Here is a 24981-nt window from a genome sequence, read left to right on the forward strand (position 1 = left end):
GCGAACGTGCCGCGCGCTCAGTCGAGCACGCGGCAGAACACCGCCTTGAGGTAGCGAGATTCCTGCACCTGCGCCAGCCACGGATGATCGGCGCCGGCGCCGGACACCTTCAGCACCTGCACGGTGCGGCCGGCGTAGTAGGCGGCGCGGCGCAGCATGTCGAGGAACTGTTCCTCGCTGACCAGACCGGTGCACGAGAACGTCGCGAACAGTCCGCCCGGCTTGACCACGCCGAGCGCGAGCTTGTTCATGTCCAGGTACTTCTTCAGCGCCGGGATGATCTGCTCGCGGTCGCGCGTCATCTTGGCCGGGTCGAGGATCACCACGTCGTACTGGTCGCCGCGGATGCCAGCGTCGCGCAGCCACGGGAAGATGTCGGCCTGCACGAAGCGCGGGCGCACGTTGTTGAGCTTCGCGTTGGCCTTGGCGATCTCGATCACGTCCGCGTCGATGTCCACGCCGATGACCTCGTCGGCGCCGCGCACGGACGAATACACGGCGAAACCGCCGGTGTTGCAGCACAGGTCGAGCACGCGCTTGCCTTCGACCTGCTGCGACAGCCATTCGCGGTTCTCGCGCTGGTCGGCGAAGAAGCCGGTCTTGTGCGCGCCGGCCGGATCGGCGCGGAACTTCACGCCGTACTCGGTGATGACCGCCGGCTGCACCGGTTCGCTGCCGCGGAAATCGAAGCTTTCCTGCTTCTGCACGTGTTCGTCGGCGAAGCTGTAGAAACGGCAGCCCGGGAACTGCTGCTTGAGTGCGTCGTAGATCCACTCGCGATGGCGGAACATGCCGGCGCTGAAGAACTCGACCACCAGCAGATCGCCGTAGCGGTCCACGACCAGGCCGGACAGGCCGTCGCCTTCGCTGTGCACCACGCGCCAAGCATCGCTGATCGCATCGAGCTTGAGCACGTCGCGACGCAGCGACACAGCCGCGGCGATCTTGCGCGCGAACCAGCCGGCGTCGACCTCGACCTCGGGATCGGTTTCGAGGATGCGCACGGCGATGCGCGAGTGGCCGTTGTAGAAACCACGGCCGATCCAGTCGCCTTCGACGCCGTAGACGTCGACGATGGCGCCGGGCTTGGGCCGCTGGGCAGGTTTGTCGACGAGGCGCTGGAAGATCCAGGGGTGGGTGGATTTCCAGGCGTTCTTGAGGCGTACGGCGGGGAGGGGGGCGTTCATCGCGACATTTTACGTGCGATGGCCCGCCAGCCGCGGAAGCCCACCATTGGGACATTCAGGCCCGCGCCGGGCGGCTTGTTTTCGCGCGGGGAGGGCGCAATCTGCCTCTCATGCACCTGCCCACGCCCGAAGCCGTACCCGATACCCCGGCCCAGCGCTCGGCCGACAAACGCCGCTGGCTGCGCGCGTTCAACCTCAGCCTGGCCTTCGTGCTGCTGCTGGTGGCCGTATTCAGCGCGCAAGGGCACTTCGACGTGAGCCCGTGGACCGTGCAGCCGTGGTCCGTCGAAGGGCTGCTCGGCGTGCTGACCGCGCCGCTGCTGCACGGCTCGTTCGAGCACGTCGCCGCCAATTCGATCGCGCTACTGATGCTGGGCACGCTGGCGCTGGGGCTCTACCCGCGCGCGACCGTGCGGGCGCTGCCGCTGCTGTGGCTGGGCTCGGGCCTGGGCGCGTGGCTGCTCGGCGATCCGGGCACCCGCCATCTGGGCGCCAGCGGCATCACCCACGGGCTGATGTTCCTGGTGTTCGTCTTGGGCCTGCTTCGCCGCGACCGCGCCAGCATCGCCGCCGCGATGCTCGCCTTCATGTTCTACGGCGGCATGCTGCTGACGATCCTGCCGCGCGAGCCGGGCGTGTCCTGGCAGGCGCACCTGGGCGGTGCGGTCGCGGGCGTGGTCGCCGCGTGGCTGCTGCGCCGCACCGACCCGCTGCCGCCCCGCAAGCGCTACAGCTGGGAGGACGAGGAGGAGTCGATGGTCCCGCTCAACGCGGAGTTGGAGCACGACCAGTTCGAGCCCCCGCGCCCGCGCGATGTGCCGGTGCTGTGGAACCGCCCAGAGCGCGCGCGTGGCGTGGTGGTGCGCTTCCCGCCCCGTGACGAGCGCTGACGGCCCCACCAACGACACTGGCAGCGGCCGCCAACAGTGCTAGCGTCCCGGCTTTCGACCGAGCCGGGACCACCCATGCGCCACCTGACGCTGCTCAGCCTTGCCCTCCTGCTGGCCGCCTGCCAGCGCGAAGCGCCGCCGACCGCCGCCACACCGGCAAAGGAAACCTACGACGCCAGCGCCAGCGCCGACGCGCGCCGTATCGAATCCGACGTGCGCTTCCTCGCCGACGACCTGCTCGAAGGCCGTGAGGCCGGCACGCGCGGCTACGACCTGGCCTCGCTGTACGTGGCCCAGCGCTTCCGCGCGACGGGCCTGGCGCCGGCCGGCGACGACGGCAGCTATTTCCAGCGCGTGCCGATGCTGCGTGGCGTGACCCAGGCCGAAGGCAACGAACTGGCAGTGACGCGCGACGGCAAGACCCGCACGCTCGCGTTCCGCGACGAGTTCCTGCCCGGCACCAACTTCAACGAAGCCGACGCCCGCGTCGAAGCGCCGGCGGTGTTCGTGGGGCAGGGCGTGCATGCGCCGGAACTCGGCCATGACGATTTCGCCGGTGTCGACGTGAAGGGCAAGATCGCGGTCGCCTTCAACGGCGCGCCGGCGAAGTTCGACAACGACCGCCGTGCGTTCTATTCCTCGCGCCGGACCAAGGCCGAGGAGCTGGTGCGGCGCGGCGCGATCGGCCTGGTCATGATCCAGACCGACGACGACGAGAAGCAGTCGCCGTGGGCGCGCGGCGCGCGCAACTGGAACCGCCCGGCGATGCGCCTGCGTGGCGAAGACGGCAAGGGCATCGATACCTGGCCGCAGCTGCGCGCGAGCGCGTTCGTCAGCGCCGCCAGCGCCGGCGCGCTGCTCGACGTGCCGGGCCATGACGCCAAGCAGCTGTTCCAGGCCATGCGCGACGGCAAACTGCGCGCGTTCGACCTGCCCGGTACGGTGCGCCTGGCCGCGCGTACGGCGATCACACCGGTGGAATCGCGCAACGTCGTCGCGCGGCTCGACGGCGGCGACGCGGCGAAGAAGAACGAGTTCGTCATATTCAGCGCGCACCTGGACCACGTCGGCATCGGTACGCCGGTGAACGGCGACGCGATCTACAACGGCGCGCTCGACAACGCACTCGGCATCGCGGTGATGCTGGAGGCCGCCAACCGCCTCGCCCACGACCCGGCGCCGACGCAGCGCTCGCTGCTGTTCGTGGCGGTGACCGCGGAGGAGAAGGGCCTGCTCGGCGCGGAGTGGTTCGCGCGCAATCCGACGGTGCCGCGCGAGGCGATGGTCGCAAACGTCAACATGGACATGCCGATGCTGCTGGCGCCGACGAAGGACGTCGTGCCGATCGGCCTGGAGCATTCGAGCCTGCAGCCGCTGGTCGCGCAGGCGGCGAAGGAGATCGGCGTCGAGCTGTCGCCGGATCCGTCGCCGGAGGAAGTGGTGTTCGTGCGCAGCGACCAGTACGCCTTCATCCGCGCGGGCGTGCCGGCGGTGTATCTCGATGGCGGCTACAAGGGCGTGGACGGCGACGCGAAGGCGATCCAGGACGAGTTCCTGGGCCAGCGCTACCACCAGCCGGGCGACGACCTCAGCCAGCCGATCCACTACGGCGACGCCGCGCGACTGGCGAAGCTCAACGCGCGCATCGGACGGCTGATCGCCGATGCTCCGCAGCGTCCTCAGTGGAATGCAGGCGATTTCTTCGGCGAGAAGTTCGGCCGCAAGCCGGCGAGCCAGTAAGGGCCGGATGCTCCGGTTGAGCCTGCCCGCGCTGCATCCGTGGTTCGACCAGCGCGGGCGCACGTTGCTGCGGTCGCGGCCTTCCGTGCGCGAGGGCGCGGCGTGGGTGGCGGCGCTGTGCGGCGTCGCAGCCCTGCTGTCGCTGACCGGCACGGCGTCCGCGCTGCTGCGCGTGGCCGCGGCGTTGCCGGGCCCGAGTGCGGTGCTCATCGCACTGATCGTCGGCACGCTCGCTTCGCGGCGGTTGTTGTTGCTCGCGGCGGAACTGCGCACGGGCTGGTTCGCGGCGTTGCCGATCTCAACGACGCGCGCGCGTGGCACGCTCTTCGTGGTCGCGCTTGGTCATCTGCTGGCGGGTATTGCCGTCTGGTGCGCGATTGTGGCGTTCGCGTGGTTCGATTCCCGCGCGTTCGTGTCCGGATCGTTCGTGCCGTGCGCGACCGGCGTCGGCGCCGGGATGGCGCTGGCGCTGTGGCGCGCGCTGCGCCCTGCACGCGCGCTTCCCGAGCAGCGGGCAGGTCGGCGCGAACCCGCCTTCACGCTCAACACGTCGGCGCCGCTGTCGGCGGTGTTGCAGTGGCAGCGCCGCGCCGTCGTGCTGCAGTGGCGGCTGGGGCAGGGCGGGCATTTCTGGCTGGTCGGCGCGATGCTGGTGCTGTTGCCGGACCGGATGGGACTGATGCTCGCGGCGGGCGTGCTGCTGATGGTCGTGCCGTGGCTGTGGGCGAGTCTCGCGTTGCGCGTCTCCCTGCAAGCCGCAGTCGAGGCGCTCCAGTTGCTGCGCGCGACGCCGATGGACGCGTCGGCCGCGCGCAAGGCCCTGCTGCGCTACCCGCTGATCGCGCTCGCATGCGCGACGGCGACTGCATTCGTCGGAAATCTGCTGCTCGGGTTCTCATGGATTCGCCTGCTGGCGTGGGCAATCGCGCTCGCGGTCGTGTGCGCGCCATCGGCATGGCGGATGTCGCATGCATTGAGGAACCCCCACGCATGAAAGCGCTGCATGTCGAAGGCCTGCATTACAGCGTAGATCGCCAGCCGATCCTGCGCGGCGTCGAGCTGTCCCTGGCGCCGGGCGAGTTCGCGGCGCTGATCGGACCCAACGGCGCGGGAAAGACGACGCTGCTGCACTGCCTCGCCGGCGTGGTCGCGGCCGACAGCGGCCGCATCCTCGTCGGTGATGCGGACCTGCGGATCGAGCCACTGCGCGCCAGGCATCGGCTCGGCCTGTCGATCGATCCATCCCGCCTGCCGGCGCTGCTCAGCGTGCGCGAGTGCATGAAGCTCTTTACCGATGCGCGCGGCCTGCCCGCGATTCCGCCGTCCACGCTCGCACTGTGCGACGCGCTGGCACTGACGCCTGTGCTGGATCGGTGGGTCGGCCAGTGTTCGCTCGGGACGCGACAGAAGGTCGGCATCGTGCTCGGGCTGCTCGGCGAGCCCCCATTGCTGATCCTCGACGAACCGCTCAACGGCCTCGATCCGCTCAGTGCGTACGCACTCAAGGAACACCTGCGCCGCCTGTGCGGCGAGCACGGCGCGACGGTGCTGCTGGCGACCCATTCGCTGGACATCGCGGAACGCTTCATCGACCGTGCGATGCTGATGGTCGACGGCCGCATCCGTCGCGACTGGTCGCGGCACGACCTGGACGCGATCCGCGCGCATCCGGATCGTTCGCTGGAGCGGGCGATGATCGAGGCGATGGCCTGAGGAGTTCGCCATGAAGACGCTGGGCCTGATCGGTGGCATGAGCTGGGAATCCACGGTTCCGTACTACCGGCTGATCAACCAGACGGTGAAGGAACAGCTCGGCGGGCTGCACTCGGCGCGCCTGCTTCTGTACAGCGTCGATTTCGCGCAGATCGAAAGGCTGCAGCACGCCGGCGACTGGGATGCGGCCGGCGAAGTGCTCGCCGGCGCGGCGCGCGCACTCAAGGCCGGCGGCGCGGAGCTGCTGGTGATCTGCACCAACACCATGCACAAGGTTGCCGGCGCAGTGGAAGGCGCGAGCGGCCTGCCGTTGCTGCACATCGCCGATCCCACCGGCGAGGAGATTCGTCGCGCGGGTCTGCAGCGCGTCGGCCTGCTCGGCACACGTTTCACGATGGAGCAGGATTTCTACCGCCAGCGCCTCGCCGAACGGCACGGGCTGGAGGTGCTGGTTCCCGATGCCAGCGAACGCGACATCGTGCATCGCGTGATCTACGACGAACTGTGCTTGGGTGTCATCCGCGAGGAATCGCGCGAGCAGTACCGGCGCATCATCGCCTCGCTCGTCGCACGCGGCGCGCAGGGCGTGATCCTGGGCTGCACGGAGATCGGCCTGCTGATCGGCGATGGCGATGCGGACGTGCCGCTGTTCGACACGACGACACTGCATGCGCGCCACGCGGCGCTGGCGGCGCTGGCGTAAGCACGCGGGATCAGCGCTTCGGTCGTCCGTCGCGGCAGAGTGCGGCGGTATCGCCGCGGGTGAAATCGGCGGTCCAGTTGGTCTCCCACGTGCGGCCGTCGTAGGAGAACGCCTGTTCCCAGCGCGCGTGGTCGGCATCGCGCTTGTCCCAGCGGTAGCGCACCTTCACTGGTCGATCGCCGTCGCGGTCCTCGCCATAGAACTCACCGCGGGTACCGTCGAAGCCGCCCACCACTGGCGGTTCGAGCACACCGCGCTCGCTGCTCACCCAGTAGATCGACCACTGCCGCTTCGCACGATCGAAGGTCCGTACGGTCAGACCCGCCCAGCCCTTGGTCGGGAAGTACAGCTCGTCCACCGTCGCCACGCCATCCAGGTGCGGCTGCATGCACAGCGTTGCGGGGAATTCCTCCCACGCGTCGCTGCCCACGCCGCGCGCCTTGAGGCGCCGCTGGTGCGTGGTCCATGCGCCGGCGAAGTAATCGAAATCGCCGACGTTGCCGGTGCGCGCGGTGCTGTAACCGGGGGGCAGGGCGGTCGACGATGGCGCGGCGGCGGCGATGCCGTGCGCGACGAGCAGTATCACGAGAACAGCGCAGCCGGTCCGCATGGGGCCTCCACGGTGGTGTCCGTCGCGGCAGTACAGCGCGCGGTGACCGGGCGCGGCAGTGCCAAACCTCATGGACGCGTGCGCGCCAATGACCTCCAGCCGATGCGGTGCCACGCACCGTCGTTACACTCGCGGGCTCGACCCCACGCAGGACCTCGCCATGACCCAGTGGTACTTCGTTTCCGCCGGCAACTCGCAGCGCGTCGGACCGCTCGACCCCGAGGCCGCGCAGACGTACGCGCGCCAGCATCCCGACCACCTGTGCTGGCGCGAAGGCCTGTCCGGCTGGCAGGCGGTGAAGTCGCAGCCCGAATTCGCCGAGGCCAGCGGTGCGGCGCAGATGCACACGCCGCCACCGCCGCCGAGCGGGCGCAGCCGCAGCGACGACATCGATTACCGCATCGTCGGCAACGACATGCAGTTCGTCGAAGTGGAACTCGATCCCGGCGAAAGCGCGATCGCCGAAGCCGGCGCGATGATGTACAAGGACGCCGCGATCCAGATGGACACCGTGTTCGGCGACGGACGCCACACGGGGCAGGGCGGCGGCCTGATGGACAAGATCTTCTCCGCCGGCAAGCGCGTGCTCACCGGCGAGAGCCTGTTCACGACGATGTTCACCCACACCGGCAGCGGCAAGGCGCGCGTCGCGTTCGCCGCACCGTATCCGGGCACGGTGATGGCGATGAAGCTGGACGAGCACGGCGGTCGCCTGATCTGCCAGAAGGACAGCTTCCTGGCCGGTGCGCGCGGCGTGTCGGTCGGCATCTTCCTGCAGCGCAAGATCCTCACCGGCCTGTTCGGCGGCGAAGGCTTCATCATGCAGAAGCTCGAAGGCGACGGCTGGGTATTCGTGCACGCCGGCGGCACGGTGATCGAGCGCGAACTGCGCGCGGGCGAACGCCTGGACGTCGACACCGGCTGCGTGATGGCCTTCCACGACAGCGTGTCGATGGACGTGCGCCCGGTCGGCGGCATCAAGAGCATGCTGTTCGGCGGCGAAGGCGTGTTCCTCGCGACGCTGACCGGCCCGGGCAAGGTGTGGCTGCAGTCGCTGCCGTTCTCGCGCATGGCCGGCCGCATGCTGGCCGCGGCGCCGCAAGGTGGTGGACAGGCGCGTGGCGAAGGTTCGGTGCTCGGCGGCCTGGGTCGCATCCTCGACGGCGACAACAGCTTCTGATCGCACGATGAGCGGCTACTCCGGCACGCCGCTGGCGAAGAAGCTCGGCCTGCGCGAGGGGATGACCGTGTGGACGCTGGCGGCGCCGGCGCATTACGCGGACATCCTCGCGCCGCTTCCGCGCGGTTTACGCTTCGCGCCGCGCTTGATGGGCGCGGTGGACCTGGTGCATCTGTTCTGCCGCGACCGCGCGACGCTGGCCGTGGCCCTGGCCGACTGCCGCCGCGTACTGGCGGCGGATGCGGTGGTCTGGGTGTCCTGGCCGAAGAAGTCGGCGAAGGTCCCCACCGACATCACCGAGGACACCGTCCGCGAAATCGCCCTTCCGCTGGGCTTTGTCGACGTGAAAGTGTGCGCGGTGGACGAGGTGTGGTCAGGTCTCAAGCTCGTGGTACGCAAGGCCCTGCGTGGGCCCTCTCCCGCCGGATGAACGCCGCCGAAGCCGCGCGATGGTCCGCGATGGCGCGCCGCAACCGGCGCTCCGGGCGCGTGTATGCTGCGCCGCTGATCGACCACCACTCCATCGCGTCCCGCCGACCATGACATCGCTTCGTTCGCTCCGCCCCCTGCTCCTGGCTTCGCTCGCCGTTGCGCTGGCCGCCTGTGGCGGCGAAGCCGTCAAGCCGACCTTGCCGACGACGACCGTGGTGACACCGCCGGTGGCGGCGCCGAAGGTGCGCATCGGCATCGCACTGGGCGGCGGCGCGGCGAAGGGCTTCGCCCACATCGGCGTGATCAAGATGCTGGAGGCCAACGGCTTCCAGCCGGAGGTCGTGTCGGGCACCAGCGCCGGCAGCGTGGTCGGTGCGCTGTATGCCAGCGGCATGGATTCGTTCGCGATGCAGAAGCAGGCGTTCGCGCTGGACGAAGCGTCGATCCGCGACGTCAGCCTGTTTTCTGGCGGCCTCGTTAAGGGCCAGAAGCTGCAGGACTATGTGAACCAGCTCGTCGGCGGCAAGTCGATCGAGCGCATGCGCCGGCCGTTCGCGGCGGTCGCCACCCAGCTGGAAACCGGCGAACGCACGGTGTTCGTGCGCGGCAACACCGGCCAGGCGGTGCGTGCGTCGAGCAGCATCCCGGGCGTGTTCGAGGCGGTGCCGATCGGCAAGTACCACTACGTCGACGGCGGCGTGGTCAGTCCGGTGCCGGTCGACGCGGCGCGCCAGCTCGGCGCGGACATCGTCATCGCCGTGGACATCTCCAGCAAGGCCAGCGGGAAGAACCCCGGCAGCGTGCTTGGCAACATCAACCAGTCGATCACCATCATGGGCCAGAAGCTCGGCGCGCTCGAACTTGCGCGTGCGGACGTGGTGATCCGGCCGAGCGTCAACGAGATCGGCCCGGCCGATTTCGAGCAGCGCAACAACGCGATCATGGAAGGCGAGCGCGCCGCACTGGCGGCGATGCCGCAGATCCGTGCGAAGGTCGCGCAGTGGCAGAAGGCACGTGTCGACGAGGCTGTGGCTGCGCGCCGCGCCGCCGATCGCGCCGCCGAACAGGCGAAGCTGCAGGCGCAGTGCGCCGAGTCCGACAAGAAGTGGATGTCGAAGCTGCGCCGCGATCCGCAGTGCGAGGCGCTGGCCAACCAGGGCGCCATCGCGACGCCCTGATCGTCAGGCGGTCACGTCCGTAGCCCGGGTAAGCGCAGCGCACCCGGGTTGATGGCTCGACAGCTCCCGGGTGCGGCCTTCGGCCTTACCCGGGCTACCGATCCGGATCACGCCGCGTCGGAGCTCAGCACCAGCGGCGCCGTCTTGCGCGGACGGCTCGGGAACGCGTGGCGCAGGATGCGCCAGATCACCTGGCCGAACTGCTTCGGCAACGAACCGGTGTTGTAGTGCTGGCCGTAGCGCGCACAGATGTCGCGCACTTCCGGTGCCATCTGCGCGTAGCGGTTGGCCGGCACGTCCGGATAGAAGTGGTGCTCGATCTGATGGCTCAGGTTGCCCGAGAGCACGTCGATCAGGCGGCCGCCGCCGATGTTGGACGAACCGCGCAGTTGGCGCAGGTACCAGTGGCCGCGCGACTCGTTGCGCACCGATTCCTTCGGGAACGTCTCCACGTCCGCGGTGAAATGTCCGCAGAAGATGATCATGTACGTCCACAGGTTGCGCAGGATGTTCGCAACCACGTTGCCCAGCAGCACCGGCAGGAAGAACGGACCGGCCAGGAGCGGGAACACCACGTAGTCCTTCACGATCTGCCGCGCCATCTTGCGGCCGACCGGCACGAACTTGCGCCACATCTGCCTGTGCGTGGTCTTGCCCGCGATCCAGCGGCCGAGCTTGAGGTCCTGGATCGCCACGCCCCACTCGAACAGGATCGCGAAGACCACCGCGATCACCGGCTGCGCCAGATAGAACGGACGCCAGCGCTGCTCCGGGAAGATGCGCAGCAGGCCATAGCCGATGTCGTCGTCCATGCCGCGCACGTTGGTGTACGTGTGGTGCTTGTAGTTGTGCGTCCTGCGCCACGCATCGGCGGTGCCGACGATGTCCCACTCGTAGGTCTTGCCGTCCAGGTGCGGGTCGCGCATCCAGTCGTACTGGCCGTGGATGACGTTGTGGCCCAGTTCCATGTTCTCGAGGATCTTGGACAGGCCCAGCACCAGCGCGCCGAGCGCGCACAGCGGCCACAGCAGCGCCGGCGCGAACAGCAGCGAGAACGCGCCGACATACAGCAGCACGCGACCGGCGACTTCGGTCCAGCGCACCCACGCGACGATTCGGCGGATGTAGTTGGCGTCGCGCTGGCCGAGGGTGGCGACCGTGCGCGCGCGCAGGGCGTCGAGTTCCTCGCCGAAACGGTCGAGTTCGGCCGGCGTCAGTGCACGATTGCGGATGCGGGAGCTCATTGCGGGGTTCACAGGTCCAGTACAAGGTCGGAAGCGGCGGCACTCACGCACAGGCGCAGCGCGGACACCGGCTCCGCCGTGGACTCGCCGGTGTGCACGTGCCGGCTGGTGCCGGAGGACTTGCCGCAGGCGCAGGTGTTGCAGATGCCCATGCGGCAACCGGAGGCCGGTTTGATTCCCTGCTCCTCCAGCGCAGTCAGCAGCGACTGACCGCGCGGCACGGTCAGCGTGCGGCCGCTGCGTTGCAGGGTGATGATCGCTTCGCCGCTGTCGTCCAGACGGCTCGGCGGCGGCGTGAACGCTTCGGCATGGAAGCCGCGCGCCTGGCCGTCGACCAGCGCGCGCGCCGCTTCGACGAAACCGCCGGGACCGCAGGCGTAGACGCGACGCGATGCGAGATCGGGCACGTGCGATGCGAGCTGCGCGGCGTCGATGCGGCCATCCGGCGCCGCGCCGTCGGAAACCTCGCGGGTGAGCATGCAGTGCACGCTGAAGTTCGGGTGCGCATCGGACAACGCCAACAGTTCGTCGGCGAAGCACAGTTCCTGCCGCGTGCGCGCCCAGTACAGCAGCGTCAGCGGTGTCGGCATGCCGCGTGCAGCGTGTTCGCGCACCAGCGCCATCAGCGGCGTGATGCCGCTGCCGGCGGCGAGGAACAGCCATGCGCCGTCGTCCTGCGTCCACGTCATGTCGCCGAAGGCCTGCCCGATCGCGAGCACGTCGCCGACGCAGGCGCGCTGGAACAGGTGATTGCTGAAGCGGCCGCCCTCGATGCGCTTGACCGTGATCGCCAGACGCCCGTCCGCGCGCGGTGCATCGCTCAGGCTGTAGCTGCGCGTGACCGCGCCGCCGTCGATCTCGACGCTGAGGTTGAGGTGCTGGCCGGCGCGGAAGCCGCGCCAGTGGCGGTTGGGCTGCAGCACGAGGGTGATCGCGTCGGCCGATTCGGCTCGGCGTTCGACGATGCGCGCCAGCGGCCGCTCCCAGGACCACATGGGGTCCACCTTGGCGGCCCAGAAGTCGAAGACATCCGGCGCGATGCAGGAGCGGAGCAGGCGTTTGAAGCCGCGAGGGGGCGCGGCACGGACTACGGCGTTCATGGTCGCTACTATACAGGCATCCGCACAGTCGTCTATACGACTGTATAGTAATTATGACAGCGACCCCGATATGATGCCCACCCGACCCGCCGCCATTCCGTGCCCGCGCCCGTGAGCCCCAGCCCCGATATCCATGCAGACGCCGAGCACGCGGTAGGCCGCAAGGCCACGATCTCGCGTGAAGATCTGCTGGCGGCCGCGCTCAAGCTGATCGGCCCGCATCGCAGCGTGTCGACGCTGAGTCTGCGCGAGGTCGCCCGCGAGGCCGGCATCGCGCCGAACAGCTTCTATCGCCAGTTCCGCGACATGGACGAACTGGCCGTGGCCCTGATCGACCTGGCCGGCCGCTCGCTGCGCAAGATCGTCGGCGAGGCGCGCCAGCGCGCGACCACCGACCGCAGCATCATCCGCGGCTCGGTCGAGGCGTTCATGGAGCAGGTCCGCGCCGACGACAAACTGCTGCATGTGCTGCTTCGCGAAGGCACGGTGGGTTCGGACGCCTTCAAGCAGGCGGTCGACCGCGAACTGAGCTTCTTCGAAGAGGAGCTGCGGGTGGACCTGATCCGCCTCAACGCGTCCCAGGGCATCGCCCTGCGCGAACCGGCGCTGGTGGCCAAGGCGATCACCCGACTGGTCTTCGCGATGGGCGCGACCGCAATGGACCTGCCGCCGGAAAAGGACCCGGACCTGATCCGGCAGCTCACTCTGATGGTGCGCATGATCATTGCAGGTTCGCGGACGTTGGCCGGAGAACCGGCGATTTCACCTGATTCCAGGAGCTAGCGCACCGGCAGCGGCATCCCCCGAGACGCCTTCACCGTGCGCAGCACGAAACTCGAATTCACGTCCGCCACGCCGGCCTGGTTGAGCAGGCGATCGAGCAGGAACCGCGAGAAGTGGTCCAGGTCCTGGACCACGATCTGCAGCAGGTAGTCCATGTCGCCGGTCAGGGCGTGGCAGGCAACGACCTCATCCCAGGCATTCACGAAGTCGCCAAAAGCAGCGATCGCGTCGGCATCGTGCCGGGAAAGCTGCACGCGGACGAAGGCCTGGAGTCCGAGACCCAGACGTTCGGGATCGACCTCGGCGCGATAGCCGGCGATCACGCCTTCCCGCTCGAGCCGCTGGACGCGTCGCAGGCAGGCCGAGGCGGACAGATGGATACGCTCGGCCAGCTCGGCATTGGTCAGGCGACCATTGCGCTGCAACTCGGCGAGCAGGGACAGGTCAGTACGATCCAGCTCCACGGCGGCCATTGATTGCGTCCTTTCTGACTTTTACGCAAGAAGATTGCGCCACTCCGCCACCAGCGCGCAACAACGCAAGCCTATTGCGCGATTCGGCCGCTAGAGTCGAGATCCGACACTGGAGTCCGTCCCCCCATGAACCTCGGCACCCCCAACCGCGTGGAACACCAGCTCACCGACAAGGGATATGTGCCGGTGTACACGACCGCGGTCGTGGACCAACCCTGGAGCAGCTATACCTCCACCGACCACGACGTCTGGGCGACCCTGTTCAAGCGCCAGCGCGAGATCCTCGTGGGCCGCGCCAGCGACGAGTTCCTGCGCACGCAGGAAGCGATGGGCATGGCGGCCGACCGTATCCCGAAGTTCGACGAGCTCAACCGCACCCTGCGCCGCGAGACCGGCTGGGAACTGGTCGGCGTCGAAGGCCTGCTGCCCGAACTCACCTTCTTCGACCACCTCGCCAACCGCCGCTTCCCGGTGACGTGGTGGATCCGCAAGCCCGAGCAGCTGGATTACCTGGCCGAACCGGACCTGTTCCACGATCTGTTCGGCCACGTGCCGCTGCTGATGAACCCCGTCTTCGCCGACTACATGCAGGCCTACGGCCGCGGCGGCGTGAAGGCGCACGGCATCGGCCCGGAAGCGCTGGTCAACCTGACGCGCCTGTACTGGTACACGGTCGAGTTCGGCCTGATCAAACAGGACGACGGCCTGCGCATCTATGGCAGCGGCATCGTCTCGTCCAAGGGCGAATCGATCCATTGCCTGGAAAGCGCCGCGCCAAACCGCATCGGGTTCGACCTGGAGCGCATCATGCGCACGCGCTACCGCATCGATACGTACCAGAAGACGTATTTCGTCATCGACAGCTACGAACAGCTGATGGAAGCGACGCGCCCGGACTTCACGCCGATCTACGCGAAGCTTGCGCAGCAGGATTCGATCCCGGCCGGCTCGGTGCTCGCCACCGACACCGTGTTCAACCGCGGCACCGGCGAAGGCTGGGCGACCGACGGGGACGTGTGAGGCGAGGGCGGCTTCGCCAACCTCGCCACCTGACGCGCGATACCGCAACACTCACGGCCGCGCCAGCGCCTCCATTCCGCGCAGGATATCCGCACTCGCCCGTCGCTCCTGCGTGAGCAGCTGCTTCGCCAGCGCGCGCGCGGCGACGCGCAGTTCGGGCACCGCGGTGATTTCCCACAACTGTGCACGCAGCAACGGCCCGAGCGCATACAGCCCGCGCACCGGCGATCCCGCGCCGTCGAGCGCTTCGAAACGCGGTGAGGCCTCGATGCCCAAACCCAGCGGATCGGCGGTGATCAATCCCGAATCCCGCAGCTGCGCGATCAGCGGATGGCTGGTGCGATCCACGTCGGTGTCGAAACCGGTCGCGCGCACCACGACGTCGTAGTTTTCGCGGCTCGCATGGGCGAAACCACGATCACGGATCAACACCTCGACCGATTCGCCGGCCCAGCGCGCGCGCAGCAGCCGTCCCGCACGCACGCGCAGGCGTCCGCGCGTGCGCAGTTCTTCCAGCTCGCGCGACAGCGGCGGCGCCACGCGATGACGCAGGACTTCCCAATGCGAACGCAGGTGGCGCAGGAACTGAGCGCGGCTGGGCTGCGACAGCCCGCGCCAGAAGCCTTGCAGGTACGGGCGCAGCGCATCGATCAGGCTGCGCCAGTCCGGCACGATGGGCGTGAGCGCGCGCAATGCGCGTACCAGCTCGCGGAGATCATGGGTGTTGAGCGCATGCAGCACCGTCGGTGGCAACGCGATCGGGTCGGAAGGCTCCTCCACGTGCGACTGCGGCAACAGCCCGTGGCGCGACAGCGCGGTGATCGCACCGCGATGGCCGCGCCGGTGCAGCGTCGTCACCACATCGGCCATCGTCAGGCCGGTGCCGATGATCAGCACGCGCTGGCTCGGCTCGATGCGGTCGATGGCGCCGATGCCATCCAGTCCGTTCTGCCACGGCCAGGCGACGTAGCCCGGATGCACCGCCAGGCGGGGGCCGATGCCGGCCAGTGGCTGCGGCGGCAACGCACCGACCGCCAGCACCACGCGATCGCTGATGAAATCCGAGCCGTCGGCCAGGTGCACGCGGAACGCCGGACCTTCGCGATCGATCGCGATGGCTTCCTGCTCGATCCGGTTGAGCGCGGCCAGCGACAGCTGCGACGCCGCGACCAGTCGCGAATGCAGGTACTCGCCGTACACCAGACGCGGCAGGAATGTGGTGCGCGCGCGTTCGGTGAGGTTGAGCCAGTCGGCGAACTCGCCGGGATGGTCCGAGGTCGCGCCGAGATCGCGCGCACGCACGTTCAGCAGGTGCTCCGGTCGCGCCTCGCCATAGGCAACGCCGCGACCGTAGGTGTCGGACACGCCGACCAGCTGGATGTCCACGCCCTCCGGCGCCGCGCGCGCCAGTTCCGTGGCCAGGGCACAACCGCTGAAACCGGCGCCGATGATGCTGATCCGCATGTCGTCCACTCCCGCGTCGTCGTGCGCCTATTCGTAGGCGATGACGCGAGCGCGGAAGTAAACGGCCGGTTACGCGGCGGCGTTTTCCACGCAACGGATCGTCAGTGCGACATAACCGATCGGCATGTGGTTCACGCCACGCGCGCACGGGCGGGCGAGGGCACGCTCGGGGCCGACGGCGTCTTCGGCTTCCAGCGCCGGTCGAGCAGCACCTTGGCGACCACCGCCGCGCCGAGCGGTCCGAACCACGCCAGGTAATGCAGCACCGATCCGTCCACGCCCGGCAGCAGGCGCGGCAGACCGATACCGAGGAAGGCGATGTGCGTGGCGATGCCATTGCCGATCATCGCGGTGTAGTGCTCGACCATCCACCAGCGCGGCGGCGCCTCGTTGCGCACGTAGCGCCGACGACGGCGCAGCATGTCCGCGCCGGTGAGCAGGCCGACCGCCGAGAAGCCCATCAGCAACGGCGCGCCCACGCGCACGCCGAGCGCGAGGACGCCCGCTCCCGCGAGCAGCGACGACACCGCCAGCGCGACATACACCGGCCCCGCGAAGCGCACCGGCGCGGCCTTGTCGCGTACCGCCCGCCATGACGTCCACACGCCGGTGGCGGTGATGACGACGAGGTAGCCGAGGAACGCACCGGTCACCGGATGTCCGTCGACCACGCGCACGATCGCCATCGGCGCGCCCGTGACGACGATGCCTAGCATCGCCAGCAGATAGACCCGCCCGGTGGTGCGGTGCGCGGGCGTGCCCTTGCGCAGCCATGCGGCGGTCCAGAACGTGACCAGCGCGACCGCTCCGACCAGCACGTGGACGACAACCAGCAGCTTGTAGGCACTCATGGCACGGCTCCTGAGGACGTGCTGCCAGACTGCGTCGCGCGCCCGGCGGCTCGCAGTGCCCGCGGTCATCGCCGCGACCTGCCGGAAGTCACTTTCTGCGTCCGCGCCATTGCGGCGCCGCGCCCATCGCCGCAGCATGGCTGCATGCACGAACGTGTCCGCCAGGCGCTCCAGCCCCTCAACCTTGCGGCAGCCTTCACGCTGGCTGCGATCGGCTTCGGCCTGCGCTACGAAATCCCGGCGCAGCAGCAGCCTCTGGCATGGACGTTGATCGGCACGACCCTGCTGTCGGTCCTTGCACTGGACTGGCTACCGCGGCGGCCAGCGGCACGCGCGGCGCTGTACGCGTTGCAGGCCGTATGCGGCTTCGTGCTGATCTCGATGGCCCCGCGCACCGGCATCGCACCGGTGGTGCTGGTGATCCTCATCGCCGAGCTGGCGATGGAGTACCGTCCGCGCGTGGTGCTCGTGCTGGCGGTAGTACTCAACGCAGTGCTGTACGCATTGCTGGCGCGCGGCGGCCACAGCGCACCGCACGTCCAGATCGCGCTGTACATCGGCTTCCAGGCGTTCGCCGCGCTGACCACGCACTACGCGCGCACCGCGGAGGAAGCACGCGATCGCCTCGCCCGGGTCAATGCCGATCTGCTGGCGACGCGTGCCTTGTTGGCCGACAGCGCGCGCGACAACGAACGCCTGCGCGTGGCGCGCGAGCTGCACGATGTCGCCGGCCACAAGCTCACCGCGATGACGCTGAATCTGCGCGCGCTCGCCGCCGATCCCGCGTTCGCCGGACGGCAGGAGATCGCGCTGGCGCAGCAGCTGTCGAGCGAGCTGCTCACCGACATCCGCGGCATCGTGCAGGCGATGCGCCACGATCGCGGGCTCGACCTCGGTACGGCGCTGCGCGCGCTGGCCGCGCCGATGCCGCGTCCGGCCCTGCAGCTGCACATCGCCGAGTCGGTGCACGTCACCGATCCCGCCGTCGCCGAAGCCGTGTTGCGCCTGGTGCAGGAAGCGCTGACCAACAGCGCGCGCCATGCCGACGCCGACGTCGTACAGGTGTGGCTGGACTGTGCGGACCGGCGTCTGCACATCCGCGTCGAGGACGACGGCCACGTGCGCGGCGCGCTGCGCGAGGGCAACGGCCTGTCGGGCATGCGCGAACGCGTCGCCGGTGCGGGCGGCGAGCTGGCGCTGAGCACGTCCGAGCGCGGCGCCCTGCGCATCGATGCGAGCCTGCCTGCATGAGCGACGCGCCGCTTCGCATCGCACTGGCCGATGACCAGGCCATCGTGCGCGCTGGCCTGCGCGCGCTGCTCGAGCGCCACGGCATCGTCGTCGCGCTGGAGGCCGACGACGGTGCGCAGTTGTTGGAACGCCTCGCGCAGACGCCGGTGGACGTGATCCTGAGCGACATCCGCATGGCCGGCATGGACGGCATCGAGGCGCTGCGCCAGCTGCGCGAACGCGGCGACGCCACACCGGTGCTGCTTCTCACCACCTTCGATGAAAGCGAACTTCTGCTGCGCGCGCGCGAAGCCGGAGCGCAGGGGTTCCTACTCAAGGACGCCGCGCCGGAGGACCTGCGCGATGCCATCGCGCGCGTGGCCGCGGGCGAGACGCTGCTGCAGCCGGTGAGCACCGAACCGGTGCGCGCGCGCTACCAGTACCACGCGCAGGAGGCGCCGCGCGAAACCTTCACCGAGCGCGAGGTCGCGATCCTGCGCCTGCTCGCCGGCGGCTATTCGAACAAGGAGATTGCGCGCGCGATGTTCCTCGCCGAAGGCACGGTGAAGAACTACGTGTCGGTGATCCTGGAGAAGCTCGGCACGCGCGACCGCACGCGTGCGGTGCTGAAGGCCATCACGCTGCGGGTGATCTGATCACGATGCCAGCGCACGCACGGTCATCAGGCCGAGCACGGTCATCGCCAGCGAACCGAGCAGGTGCAGCGCGATGATCGCGAACGCCCAGGCGTAGTCCTGGCGTTGCAGCAGGGCGACCGTTTCCGCCGAGAACGTCGAGAAGGTGGTGAGTCCGCCGAGCAGGCCGGTGATCACGAACAGCCGCCATTCCGGCGCCAGTCCCGACCATTGCCCGAAACCGGCCACGGCCAGTCCAACCAGGTAGCCGCCGACCAGATTGGCCGCGAGCGTACCCATCGGCACCGCGTGATGCACGTGGTTGAGCGCCAGGCTCAAGCCCCAGCGGGCCCAGGCGCCGAGCGTGGCGCCGGCGGCGATGGCCAGCAGCGAATAGAACATGGGATGCCTCCGTCAGCTGCCGTCAGGGTAATCCAGGCGCGCGCGCACGGACCGCCAGCCGGCGCAAAGCAGATTCCGTGGTAGCGAGAATCCCCTTCATCACGTGGAGGACTAGACTGCGGTTCTCCCCCAAGCGTCGCCCCCCGCCATGAGTGACCGTATCCGCCACGCCGGCCTGCGCGAGAAGCGCATGAGCGCCGAGCAGGCCGCTGCCCTGATCCATCCCGGCATGACCGTCGCGATGAGCGGCTTTACCGGCGCCGGCTATCCCAAGGCCGTGCCGCAGGCGCTGGCCGCGCGCATCGACGAAGCCCACGCACGCGGCGAAGCCTTCCGCATCAACGTCATGACCGGCGCCTCCACCGCGCCGGAGCTGGACGGCGCGCTCGCTCGCGCGCACGGCATCGAACTGCGCCTGCCTTACCAGTCCGACCCGAACCTGCGCGAGCGCATCAACGCCGGCGAGCTCAACTACATCGACATGCACCTCAGTCATGTCGCGCAGTACACATGGTTCGGCTATTTCGGCGCGGTCGATGTGGCCGTGGTCGAAGTGACGGCGATCGACGAGGCCGGCCATCTGGTGCCTTCGTCGTCGGTCGGCAACAACAAGACCTGGCTGGAGCAGGCCGACAAGGTGATCCTCGAGGTCAACCACTGGCAGCCGGACGCGCTCGACGGCATGCACGACGTGTACTACGGCACCGCGCTGCCGCCGAACCGCAAACCCATCCCGCTGGTCCATCCGGACGACCGCATCGGCGAGCCTTACCTTCGCTGCGATCCCGACAAGGTGATCGCGGTGGTCGAGACCAGCGCGCCGGACCGCAATTCGCCGTTCACGCCGCCCGACGCGGCGTCGAAGCAGATCGCCACGCACCTGCTCGACTTCCTCGCCCACGAAGTCCGACGCGGCCGACTCACGCCGCAGCTGCTGCCGTTGCAGTCGGGCGTGGGCAACATCACCAACGCCGTGCTCGCCGGTCTGGGCGAAGCCGGCTACCGCGACCTCACCGCGTTCACCGAGGTCATCCAGGACGGCATGCTCGACCTGCTCAAGCGCGGCGTGCTGCGCATGGCGTCGGCGACGTCGTTCTCGCTCAGCCCCGAGGGGATCGACGAGTTCCTGGCAAACGTCGATTTCTACCGCGACCGCATCGTCCTGCGCACGCAGGAGATGTCGAACCATCCGGAGCTGGTGCGCCGACTGGGCTGCATCGCGATGAACGGGATGATCGAGGTCGACCTCTACGGCAACGTCAACTCGACCCACGTCGCCGGCACGAAGATCATGAACGGCATCGGCGGCAGCGGCGATTTCGCACGCAATGCGTACCTGTCGGTGTTCATGTCGCCGAGCACGGCGAAGAACGGCGCGATCTCGTCGATCGTGCCGATGGCCAGCCACGTCGACCACACCGAACACGACGTGATGGTGATCGTCACCGAACAGGGTCTCGCCGACCTGCGCGGCCTGGCCCCGCGCCAGCGTGCGCAGCGGATCATCGACCAGTGCGCGCATCCGGATTTCCGCCCGATGCTGCAGGACTACTTCGATCGCGCCTGCCGCGAGAGTTTCGGCAAGCACACGCCGCACCTGCTCGGCGAGGCGCTGTCGTGGCACCAGAGGTTCGTGGAGACCGGCTCGATGCGGATGTGAGTTGGCTGCGGCATCAGCCCCTCACCTGTCGTTCTGCTTTTTTGCCTTTCCTTCTCCCCTTGCGGCGACCGGAGGGAGTGCAGAGCTGAGAAGGTGCCCGAAGGACGGAAGAGGGGTCGCGCGTAGCGCGCTCAGGCACGAGCAGGCGCCACACCCCTCTCCCTGGCGCTTCGCGCCTGTCCCTCTCAGCTCTGCACTCCCTGCGGTCGCCGCAAGGGGAGAGGGGCCGAACGCTACGAGCCACTCACCGCTTTCATGTAGGCCTCGAGACCACGTTCGCGCGTTTCGATGAACGTCTCGCCGGTCGGCGCGTAGTCGACGATCCGGTCCGGGCGGAAGTTGCGGAAGTCCTTGCGCAACCGGCACCACGCGCCGAGCGTCCAACTGCCGCCCCAGAACGCCAGGCACAGCGGTTCGATCTCGCGCTCGGTCGGACGCGCGTCGTTGTCGCGATAGCTCATCCGCAGCACCTGCGCCGTGGTCACCGCCGCGTGCAGGTCATCGATCAGCCCGCTGTTCTCCAGCCGGTCGACCTCGGGCGCGAAGATGCGTGTGCGCGAGCTGCGTTCGCGCAGTTCCTGCGGCAGCACCGCTTCGATCTTGAGCAGCGCCGCCGCCGCTTCGCGTCCCAGCCGCTTGCCGCCGAAGGCGCGCACGAACCGCGTGCCGACGACCAGGGCTTCGAGCTCGTCGGGCGTGAACATCAGCGGCGGGATGTCCGATCCCTTGCGCAGCAGATAGCCGACGCCGGCTTCGCCCTCGATCGGAACGCCCGAGCGTTGCAGGTCGGAGACGTCGCGATACACGGTGCGCAACGACACGCCGAGCGTATCGGCGAGGCTTTGCGCGGTGAGGGCGGAACGGCGTCCACGCAGGGCATGGATCAGGAGGAAGAGGCGGTCGGCGCGGCGCATGCGACATGATCGCGCGGCGCGGCGGCGCGCTCAATCCGCACGCCGACGAACGGAGCGGTCATGCGCGCAGCTCCGAACGTGCCGTCGGCGACAGGCGCATGCGCTGCGGCGGTTGCTTCAATCCATGCAGCAGCGCCTGCGCGACCGCGGTACGCCATGCGCCGTCGCCGAGCAGCGCGACTTCATAGCGGTGATGCGCATCGGTATCGTCGAAACGCGCGAACCACACCAGCATCGGCTCGCCCTCGCGCACTGGAAGGCGCGGGAACGTGTTCTCGCTGGGATCGGTGATGTACACGCCGATCAGCTCGGCGCCGGCGGCGCGCAGGCGCGGCGCGAGCTGCGCTTCGAAGCGTTCGATGAAGCCGTCTTCAGCGGGCGCATCGAGCGCGCACAGACCGGCTTCGATCAGGCCGCCCTCCGGCGGCACAACGCCGACGGCCGCGCGCGTTCGCGACGCGGCAGGGAAACCGGTGTCGTCGCGCGCGGGGCGCAACAGCAGCACGTTGTCGCTGTCGATCATCGTCGCGTTGGCGGCGTTGCGATGCTCTTGCCAGGTCGGTCCGGTGTAGAAGCCCGCCAGCGATTCGGCGCGCGCGGCCATGTTCGGGAATCCACGCATCCACACGAAGCGATCGGGTGCGTCGAGATCGCGGAACTGGCCGATCACGTGCATGCCGACGGATTCCTGCGGTTCGACGAACTCGCGATCGAACAGCTCGATCAGCTCGTCGCGACGACCGGGCTGCATCGCGTACTGGCGCAGTTCGATCACGCCGTCGTCGTGCAGCAGCGTGCCGTCCTCGCCGGTGCGGCGGAACCACATGTGCCAGTTGGTTTCCCAGCTCTCCCCGCCGTCGATGGAGAATGCCTGTTGCCAATGTGCGGTGTTAGCGCTCGCGTGCGTCCACTGGAAGCGTACCTGCACCGGGCGGCCGTCGTGTTCGAGCGTCCCGAGGAATGTGCCGATGCCGTCCGCGAACGCGCCGGTCATCGGCGCTTCGAGCACGCCGTCGTGGTTGCCGGCCCAGTAGATGTTCCACTGCCGCGACTCGGTCTGGAACAGGCGCAGCGTCATGCCGATGAAGCGCTCGCTCGCGCCCGGACGCGTCCACTCGCTGATGAACTCGTCGATGTTGCCCATCCCGCCGAGCAACGGCTGGCAGAACTGGGTCGCGCCGAAGACCTCCCAGTCGGTTGCGCCGACGAGACGCTGCTTGAGCCGCTCGCTGCGGATGCGCCAGTGGCCGTGCAGGAAATCGAAATCGTGTCGGCCGTCGTGGCCGGTCGCTGCGTTCATCGCGGTCGTTCCTTCGTGGGGGCGGGCGCGCGCGTTCGCGCGCCACGGCAGCAGCCAGGCGGTCTGCGCGACGCCGGCCCATTGCAGGAGCAATCGGCGCTGGCGCTGCCAGGCGGGTTTCAGGACGGTATCGAGCGGTGTGCCCATGACAGGGGTCTGCGAACGTGCCGATCGCACGCTCGCAGGATGCGCACCCGCTCCTGACAGGGTCCTGTCAGCAGCCCGCGTCAGGCGGCGGGGAAGAACACCGTCACCGCCAGCCCGCGGCCGTCGAGGCCGTCGGAAACGTCGATCCGCGCGTGGTGCGTGCGGGCGATCCGCGCCACGAGCGACAGCCCGATGCCGCTGCCACGCTCGGCACCACCGTTGGCGCGATAGAAGCGGTGGAAGATGCGTTCGCGGTCTTCGTGCGGCACGCCCGGGCCATCGTCGGCGACGCACAGCGCCATTCCCGCCAGGCCATCACGCAGCTCGGGCTTGCACGTCACGGCGATGCGTCCGCCTTCGCCGGCGTAGCGCACCGCGTTGTCGAGCAGGTTGCGGATCAGGATGCCGAGCTGGTCCACGTCGCCGAGGATGCGTCCGTCTTCCGTGCACAGACTGATGCGCTGGCCGCGCTCGCGCGCGAGCGTCTCGAAGTCGCGCACCACGATCACCAGTAGCGGCGCCGGCTCCACGGGCACCAGTGCGGGCGAGGTCGCGTCGGCATCGAGGCGGGCGAGGTCGAGCAACTGTTCCGACAATCGCGCGGCGCGTTGCACGCCGGCGCTCAGGCGGCGCAGCGCGGCGTCGCGTTCCTCGCCGGTTGCCGCACGACGGGCGAGGTCGGCGTGCGCGCTCAGCACCGCAAGCGGCGTGCGCAGTTCGTGCGCCGCGTCCGCGATGAAGCGGCGTTCGTTCTGCAACGCCTGATCGACGCGGTCGAGCTGGTCGTTGAACGCGCCGACCAGCGGCGTGAACTCGCTCGGCAGGCGCGGCGCGTGCAGCGGCGTGAGATCCAGCGGCGGCCGCGCCTGCAGCGTCTGGCGCAGCGCGGTGAGCGGACGCAGAGAACGTCCGATCACCACCCACACGGTGAGCATGAACAGGCCCAGGATCAGCCCCGCCGCGAGCAGGCTCATGCCGATCCAGGTGCGCAGTTCGTTGGCGATCATCTGCTTGGATCGACCGACCTGCACCACCAGGTTCCGGCGTGGATCGGACAGGCTGTAGACGTGCCACGCCTCGCTGCCGATCTCGCGTCGCGCGAAGCCGTCCTGGAAATCCGGCTTGAGCGGTACGTCGGGCGCGGCTGCCGAATACACCACGTTGCGTCCGTTGGCCCAGACCTGCCAGCTCATCTTGTGGTCGCGCAGGTGTTCGGTGCCCGGCGCGCGCGGGCGCGACGGCAGCCGGTCGAGGCCGTCGGGCATCGAGGCGAGGATCTGCGCGGCGATCTCGCGCTGCGACTCGTCCCAGAAACCGTAATGCGAGCGCGACAGTTGCCAGATCTGGCAGCCCAGCCACACCAGCCACGCGACCAGCACGCATTTCACCGACGTCCAGGTCAGGCGCCAGCGCATCGAGCGTGTCCTCACGGCGACGCTCCGTTGATGCGATAGCCCTGCCCGTGCACGGTGACGATCAGTTGTTCGCCGAGCTTGCGCCGCAGTTGGTGCACGTACACGGCGATGGTGTTGCTCTCGATCGTGCCGGAGCTTCCGTACACCGCTTCTTCCAGCTGTTCGCGCGTGACCACGCGACCCTGGCGTTCCATCAGCATCAGCAGCGTGCGGAACTCGTGCGCGCTCAGCGCGACCGCGGTGCCGTCGCGCGTGACTTCGCGCCGCGCGGGATCGAGCACCACACCGTGATGGCTCAGCACCGGCGAAACGCGGCCCTGGCTGCGCCGCATTACCGCGCGCAGGCGCGCGTAGAGCTCGTCGGGCTGGAACGGTTTGACGATGTAGTCGTCGGCGCCCGCGTCGAGTCCGGCGATGCGATCGCTGAGTTTGTCGCGCGCGGTGATGATCAGCACCGGCGTGGCGTCGTAGCGACCGCGCACGAACGACAGCACGCTCAGGCCGGAACTGCCCGGCAGGCCGAGGTCGAGCAGCACCGCGTCGAAGTCGTGGTCCACGAGCGCGGTACGGGCCCGCGCCGCATCGCCCGCGGTGTCGACTTCGAAGCCATGTTGGCGCATGCCCGCGCACAGGGCTTCGGCCAGCATCGTGTCGTCTTCCACCAGCAGCAGCTTCATCGCCGGGTCCGTTGCATTTTCGTCATGTGGCCA

The 24981-nt window shown here is 68.9% G+C and carries 25 protein-coding genes; 13 read left to right on the forward strand and 12 right to left on the reverse strand.

From position 1 onward, the window contains the following. Window positions 1–17: 17 nt before the first annotated feature. Entirely contained in the window at window positions 18–1187 is a 1170-nt protein-coding gene (locus FOF45_RS06815; protein WP_158983283.1) for a class I SAM-dependent rRNA methyltransferase, read from the reverse strand. A 110-nt stretch (window positions 1188–1297) separates the two neighbouring features. Between FOF45_RS06815 and FOF45_RS06820 the strand changes: the two genes are divergently transcribed. The 5 genes from FOF45_RS06820 to FOF45_RS06840 all read left to right on the forward strand — a co-directional run bounded on the left by FOF45_RS06820 (window position 1298) and on the right by FOF45_RS06840 (window position 6233). Continuing rightward, window positions 1298–2077, forward strand: coding sequence for a rhomboid family intramembrane serine protease (locus FOF45_RS06820; RefSeq protein WP_158983285.1), 780 nt, complete (start codon window positions 1298–1300; stop codon window positions 2075–2077). A gap of 75 nt (window positions 2078–2152) precedes the next feature. After that, entirely contained in the window at window positions 2153–3817 is a 1665-nt protein-coding gene (locus FOF45_RS06825; RefSeq protein ID WP_158983287.1) for a M28 family metallopeptidase, read from the forward strand. After that, on the forward strand, window positions 3741–4811 hold the full coding sequence (locus FOF45_RS06830) for a hypothetical protein (RefSeq protein WP_233264075.1): 1071 nt from the start codon (window positions 3741–3743) through the stop codon (window positions 4809–4811). The genes FOF45_RS06825 and FOF45_RS06830 overlap by 77 nt, the downstream gene beginning before the upstream one ends. Further along, complete coding sequence (locus FOF45_RS06835) at window positions 4808–5530, forward strand: ABC transporter ATP-binding protein (RefSeq protein WP_158983291.1); 723 nt, start codon at window positions 4808–4810, stop codon at window positions 5528–5530. Before FOF45_RS06830 ends, FOF45_RS06835 begins: the two co-directional genes overlap by 4 nt. A gap of 10 nt (window positions 5531–5540) precedes the next feature. Then, window positions 5541–6233 (forward strand): aspartate/glutamate racemase family protein, encoded by a 693-nt coding sequence (locus FOF45_RS06840; RefSeq protein ID WP_158983293.1) that lies wholly within the window; start codon window positions 5541–5543, stop codon window positions 6231–6233. Between the two features lie 10 nt (window positions 6234–6243). On the opposite strand, the gene FOF45_RS06845 is transcribed toward FOF45_RS06840, so the two are convergent. Next, the gene (locus FOF45_RS06845) at window positions 6244–6843 is read right to left on the reverse strand and encodes a hypothetical protein (protein ID WP_199244447.1); all 600 of its coding nucleotides are present in this window, start codon (window positions 6841–6843) and stop codon (window positions 6244–6246) included. 160 nt (window positions 6844–7003) lie between these two features. On the opposite strand from FOF45_RS06845, the gene FOF45_RS06850 reads away from it, so the two are divergent. From FOF45_RS06850 to FOF45_RS06860, 3 genes are all read left to right on the forward strand, one after another. Beyond that, window positions 7004–8023, forward strand: a complete 1020-nt coding sequence (locus FOF45_RS06850; RefSeq protein WP_158983295.1) for a TIGR00266 family protein — start codon at window positions 7004–7006, stop codon at window positions 8021–8023. A gap of 7 nt (window positions 8024–8030) precedes the next feature. Continuing rightward, window positions 8031–8453, forward strand: a complete 423-nt coding sequence (locus FOF45_RS06855; RefSeq protein ID WP_158983297.1) for a DUF3052 family protein — start codon at window positions 8031–8033, stop codon at window positions 8451–8453. A 109-nt stretch (window positions 8454–8562) separates the two neighbouring features. After that, window positions 8563–9633 carry a patatin-like phospholipase family protein gene (locus FOF45_RS06860; RefSeq protein ID WP_158983299.1) on the forward strand — a complete coding sequence of 357 codons (1071 nt, stop codon included), beginning with the start codon at window positions 8563–8565 and terminating at the stop codon, window positions 9631–9633. 107 nt (window positions 9634–9740) lie between these two features. On the opposite strand, the gene FOF45_RS06865 is transcribed toward FOF45_RS06860, so the two are convergent. Together FOF45_RS06865 and FOF45_RS06870 are read right to left on the reverse strand one after the other, a co-directional pair. Continuing rightward, complete coding sequence (locus FOF45_RS06865; protein ID WP_158983301.1) at window positions 9741–10877, reverse strand: fatty acid desaturase family protein; 1137 nt, start codon at window positions 10875–10877, stop codon at window positions 9741–9743. Between the two features lie 8 nt (window positions 10878–10885). Next, the gene (locus FOF45_RS06870) at window positions 10886–11977 is read right to left on the reverse strand and encodes a ferredoxin reductase (RefSeq protein ID WP_158983303.1); all 1092 of its coding nucleotides are present in this window, start codon (window positions 11975–11977) and stop codon (window positions 10886–10888) included. 129 nt (window positions 11978–12106) lie between these two features. On the opposite strand from FOF45_RS06870, the gene fabR reads away from it, so the two are divergent. Beyond that, window positions 12107–12760 (forward strand): HTH-type transcriptional repressor FabR, encoded by a 654-nt coding sequence (gene fabR, locus FOF45_RS06875; RefSeq protein ID WP_158987306.1) that lies wholly within the window; start codon window positions 12107–12109, stop codon window positions 12758–12760. On the opposite strand, the gene FOF45_RS06880 is transcribed toward fabR, so the two are convergent. Continuing rightward, window positions 12757–13233, reverse strand: a complete 477-nt coding sequence (locus tag FOF45_RS06880; RefSeq protein WP_158983305.1) for an Lrp/AsnC family transcriptional regulator — start codon at window positions 13231–13233, stop codon at window positions 12757–12759. The genes fabR and FOF45_RS06880 overlap by 4 nt on opposite strands. Window positions 13234–13359: 126 nt before the next feature. Between FOF45_RS06880 and phhA the strand changes: the two genes are divergently transcribed. After that, window positions 13360–14253, forward strand: a complete 894-nt coding sequence (gene phhA / locus FOF45_RS06885; protein ID WP_158983307.1) for a phenylalanine 4-monooxygenase — start codon at window positions 13360–13362, stop codon at window positions 14251–14253. Window positions 14254–14304: 51 nt separating this feature from the next. On the opposite strand, the gene FOF45_RS06890 is transcribed toward phhA, so the two are convergent. Both FOF45_RS06890 and FOF45_RS06895 read right to left on the reverse strand, forming a co-directional pair. Further along, on the reverse strand, window positions 14305–15717 hold the full coding sequence (locus tag FOF45_RS06890) for an FAD/NAD(P)-binding protein (protein ID WP_158983309.1): 1413 nt from the start codon (window positions 15715–15717) through the stop codon (window positions 14305–14307). 131 nt (window positions 15718–15848) lie between these two features. Further along, on the reverse strand, window positions 15849–16568 hold the full coding sequence (locus tag FOF45_RS06895) for a DUF2306 domain-containing protein (protein ID WP_158983311.1): 720 nt from the start codon (window positions 16566–16568) through the stop codon (window positions 15849–15851). A gap of 144 nt (window positions 16569–16712) precedes the next feature. On the opposite strand from FOF45_RS06895, the gene FOF45_RS06900 reads away from it, so the two are divergent. Together FOF45_RS06900 and FOF45_RS06905 are read left to right on the forward strand one after the other, a co-directional pair. Then, window positions 16713–17819 (forward strand): sensor histidine kinase, encoded by a 1107-nt coding sequence (locus FOF45_RS06900; RefSeq protein WP_158983312.1) that lies wholly within the window; start codon window positions 16713–16715, stop codon window positions 17817–17819. Continuing rightward, on the forward strand, window positions 17816–18454 hold the full coding sequence (locus tag FOF45_RS06905; protein ID WP_158983314.1) for a response regulator: 639 nt from the start codon (window positions 17816–17818) through the stop codon (window positions 18452–18454). The genes FOF45_RS06900 and FOF45_RS06905 overlap by 4 nt, the downstream gene beginning before the upstream one ends. Here the strand turns inward: FOF45_RS06905 and crcB are convergent, their stop codons facing one another. Further along, entirely contained in the window at window positions 18455–18835 is a 381-nt protein-coding gene (crcB, locus tag FOF45_RS06910; RefSeq protein WP_158983316.1) for a fluoride efflux transporter CrcB, read from the reverse strand. A gap of 148 nt (window positions 18836–18983) precedes the next feature. On the opposite strand from crcB, the gene scpC reads away from it, so the two are divergent. Next, complete coding sequence (gene scpC / locus FOF45_RS06915; protein ID WP_158983318.1) at window positions 18984–20495, forward strand: succinyl-CoA:acetate CoA-transferase ScpC; 1512 nt, start codon at window positions 18984–18986, stop codon at window positions 20493–20495. Window positions 20496–20728: 233 nt separating this feature from the next. On the opposite strand, the gene FOF45_RS06920 is transcribed toward scpC, so the two are convergent. From FOF45_RS06920 to FOF45_RS06935, 4 genes are all read right to left on the reverse strand, one after another. Beyond that, window positions 20729–21409, reverse strand: coding sequence for a helix-turn-helix transcriptional regulator (locus tag FOF45_RS06920; RefSeq protein ID WP_158983320.1), 681 nt, complete (start codon window positions 21407–21409; stop codon window positions 20729–20731). Window positions 21410–21467: 58 nt separating this feature from the next. Then, window positions 21468–22856 carry an NIPSNAP family protein gene (locus tag FOF45_RS18145; RefSeq protein ID WP_199244448.1) on the reverse strand — a complete coding sequence of 463 codons (1389 nt, stop codon included), beginning with the start codon at window positions 22854–22856 and terminating at the stop codon, window positions 21468–21470. Window positions 22857–22936: 80 nt separating this feature from the next. Next, complete coding sequence (locus FOF45_RS06930; RefSeq protein WP_158983322.1) at window positions 22937–24286, reverse strand: ATP-binding protein; 1350 nt, start codon at window positions 24284–24286, stop codon at window positions 22937–22939. Further along, a complete protein-coding gene (locus FOF45_RS06935) occupies window positions 24283–24948 on the reverse strand; it encodes a response regulator transcription factor (RefSeq protein WP_158983324.1) in 666 nt (221 codons plus the stop codon). Before FOF45_RS06935 ends, FOF45_RS06930 begins: the two co-directional genes overlap by 4 nt. Between the last annotated feature and the right edge of the window lie 33 nt (window positions 24949–24981).

The organism is Lysobacter panacisoli, assembly GCF_009765165.1.
Taxonomy (GTDB): domain Bacteria; phylum Pseudomonadota; class Gammaproteobacteria; order Xanthomonadales; family Xanthomonadaceae; genus Lysobacter_J; species Lysobacter_J panacisoli.

What these genes read in the sequence shown, in the direction of transcription:
- FOF45_RS06815 (WP_158983283.1), bottom strand. Translation starts at nt 1,187, where the DNA reads ATGAACGCCCCCCTCCCCGCCGTACGCCTCAAGAACGCCTGGAAATCC.
- FOF45_RS06820 (WP_158983285.1), top strand. Translation starts at nt 1,298, where the DNA reads ATGCACCTGCCCACGCCCGAAGCCGTACCCGATACCCCGGCCCAGCGC.
- FOF45_RS06825 (WP_158983287.1), top strand. Translation starts at nt 2,153, where the DNA reads ATGCGCCACCTGACGCTGCTCAGCCTTGCCCTCCTGCTGGCCGCCTGC.
- FOF45_RS06830 (WP_233264075.1), top strand. Translation starts at nt 3,741, where the DNA reads ATGCTCCGCAGCGTCCTCAGTGGAATGCAGGCGATTTCTTCGGCGAGA.
- FOF45_RS06835 (WP_158983291.1), top strand. Translation starts at nt 4,808, where the DNA reads ATGAAAGCGCTGCATGTCGAAGGCCTGCATTACAGCGTAGATCGCCAG.
- FOF45_RS06840 (WP_158983293.1), top strand. Translation starts at nt 5,541, where the DNA reads ATGAAGACGCTGGGCCTGATCGGTGGCATGAGCTGGGAATCCACGGTT.
- FOF45_RS06845 (WP_199244447.1), bottom strand. Translation starts at nt 6,843, where the DNA reads ATGCGGACCGGCTGCGCTGTTCTCGTGATACTGCTCGTCGCGCACGGC.
- FOF45_RS06850 (WP_158983295.1), top strand. Translation starts at nt 7,004, where the DNA reads ATGACCCAGTGGTACTTCGTTTCCGCCGGCAACTCGCAGCGCGTCGGA.
- FOF45_RS06855 (WP_158983297.1), top strand. Translation starts at nt 8,031, where the DNA reads ATGAGCGGCTACTCCGGCACGCCGCTGGCGAAGAAGCTCGGCCTGCGC.
- FOF45_RS06860 (WP_158983299.1), top strand. Translation starts at nt 8,563, where the DNA reads ATGACATCGCTTCGTTCGCTCCGCCCCCTGCTCCTGGCTTCGCTCGCC.
- FOF45_RS06865 (WP_158983301.1), bottom strand. Translation starts at nt 10,877, where the DNA reads ATGAGCTCCCGCATCCGCAATCGTGCACTGACGCCGGCCGAACTCGAC.
- FOF45_RS06870 (WP_158983303.1), bottom strand. Translation starts at nt 11,977, where the DNA reads ATGAACGCCGTAGTCCGTGCCGCGCCCCCTCGCGGCTTCAAACGCCTG.
- FOF45_RS06880 (WP_158983305.1), bottom strand. Translation starts at nt 13,233, where the DNA reads ATGGCCGCCGTGGAGCTGGATCGTACTGACCTGTCCCTGCTCGCCGAG.
- phhA (WP_158983307.1), top strand. Translation starts at nt 13,360, where the DNA reads ATGAACCTCGGCACCCCCAACCGCGTGGAACACCAGCTCACCGACAAG.
- FOF45_RS06890 (WP_158983309.1), bottom strand. Translation starts at nt 15,717, where the DNA reads ATGCGGATCAGCATCATCGGCGCCGGTTTCAGCGGTTGTGCCCTGGCC.
- FOF45_RS06895 (WP_158983311.1), bottom strand. Translation starts at nt 16,568, where the DNA reads ATGAGTGCCTACAAGCTGCTGGTTGTCGTCCACGTGCTGGTCGGAGCG.
- FOF45_RS06900 (WP_158983312.1), top strand. Translation starts at nt 16,713, where the DNA reads ATGCACGAACGTGTCCGCCAGGCGCTCCAGCCCCTCAACCTTGCGGCA.
- FOF45_RS06905 (WP_158983314.1), top strand. Translation starts at nt 17,816, where the DNA reads ATGAGCGACGCGCCGCTTCGCATCGCACTGGCCGATGACCAGGCCATC.
- crcB (WP_158983316.1), bottom strand. Translation starts at nt 18,835, where the DNA reads ATGTTCTATTCGCTGCTGGCCATCGCCGCCGGCGCCACGCTCGGCGCC.
- scpC (WP_158983318.1), top strand. Translation starts at nt 18,984, where the DNA reads ATGAGTGACCGTATCCGCCACGCCGGCCTGCGCGAGAAGCGCATGAGC.
- FOF45_RS06920 (WP_158983320.1), bottom strand. Translation starts at nt 21,409, where the DNA reads ATGCGCCGCGCCGACCGCCTCTTCCTCCTGATCCATGCCCTGCGTGGA.
- FOF45_RS18145 (WP_199244448.1), bottom strand. Translation starts at nt 22,856, where the DNA reads ATGGGCACACCGCTCGATACCGTCCTGAAACCCGCCTGGCAGCGCCAG.
- FOF45_RS06935 (WP_158983324.1), bottom strand. Translation starts at nt 24,948, where the DNA reads ATGAAGCTGCTGCTGGTGGAAGACGACACGATGCTGGCCGAAGCCCTG.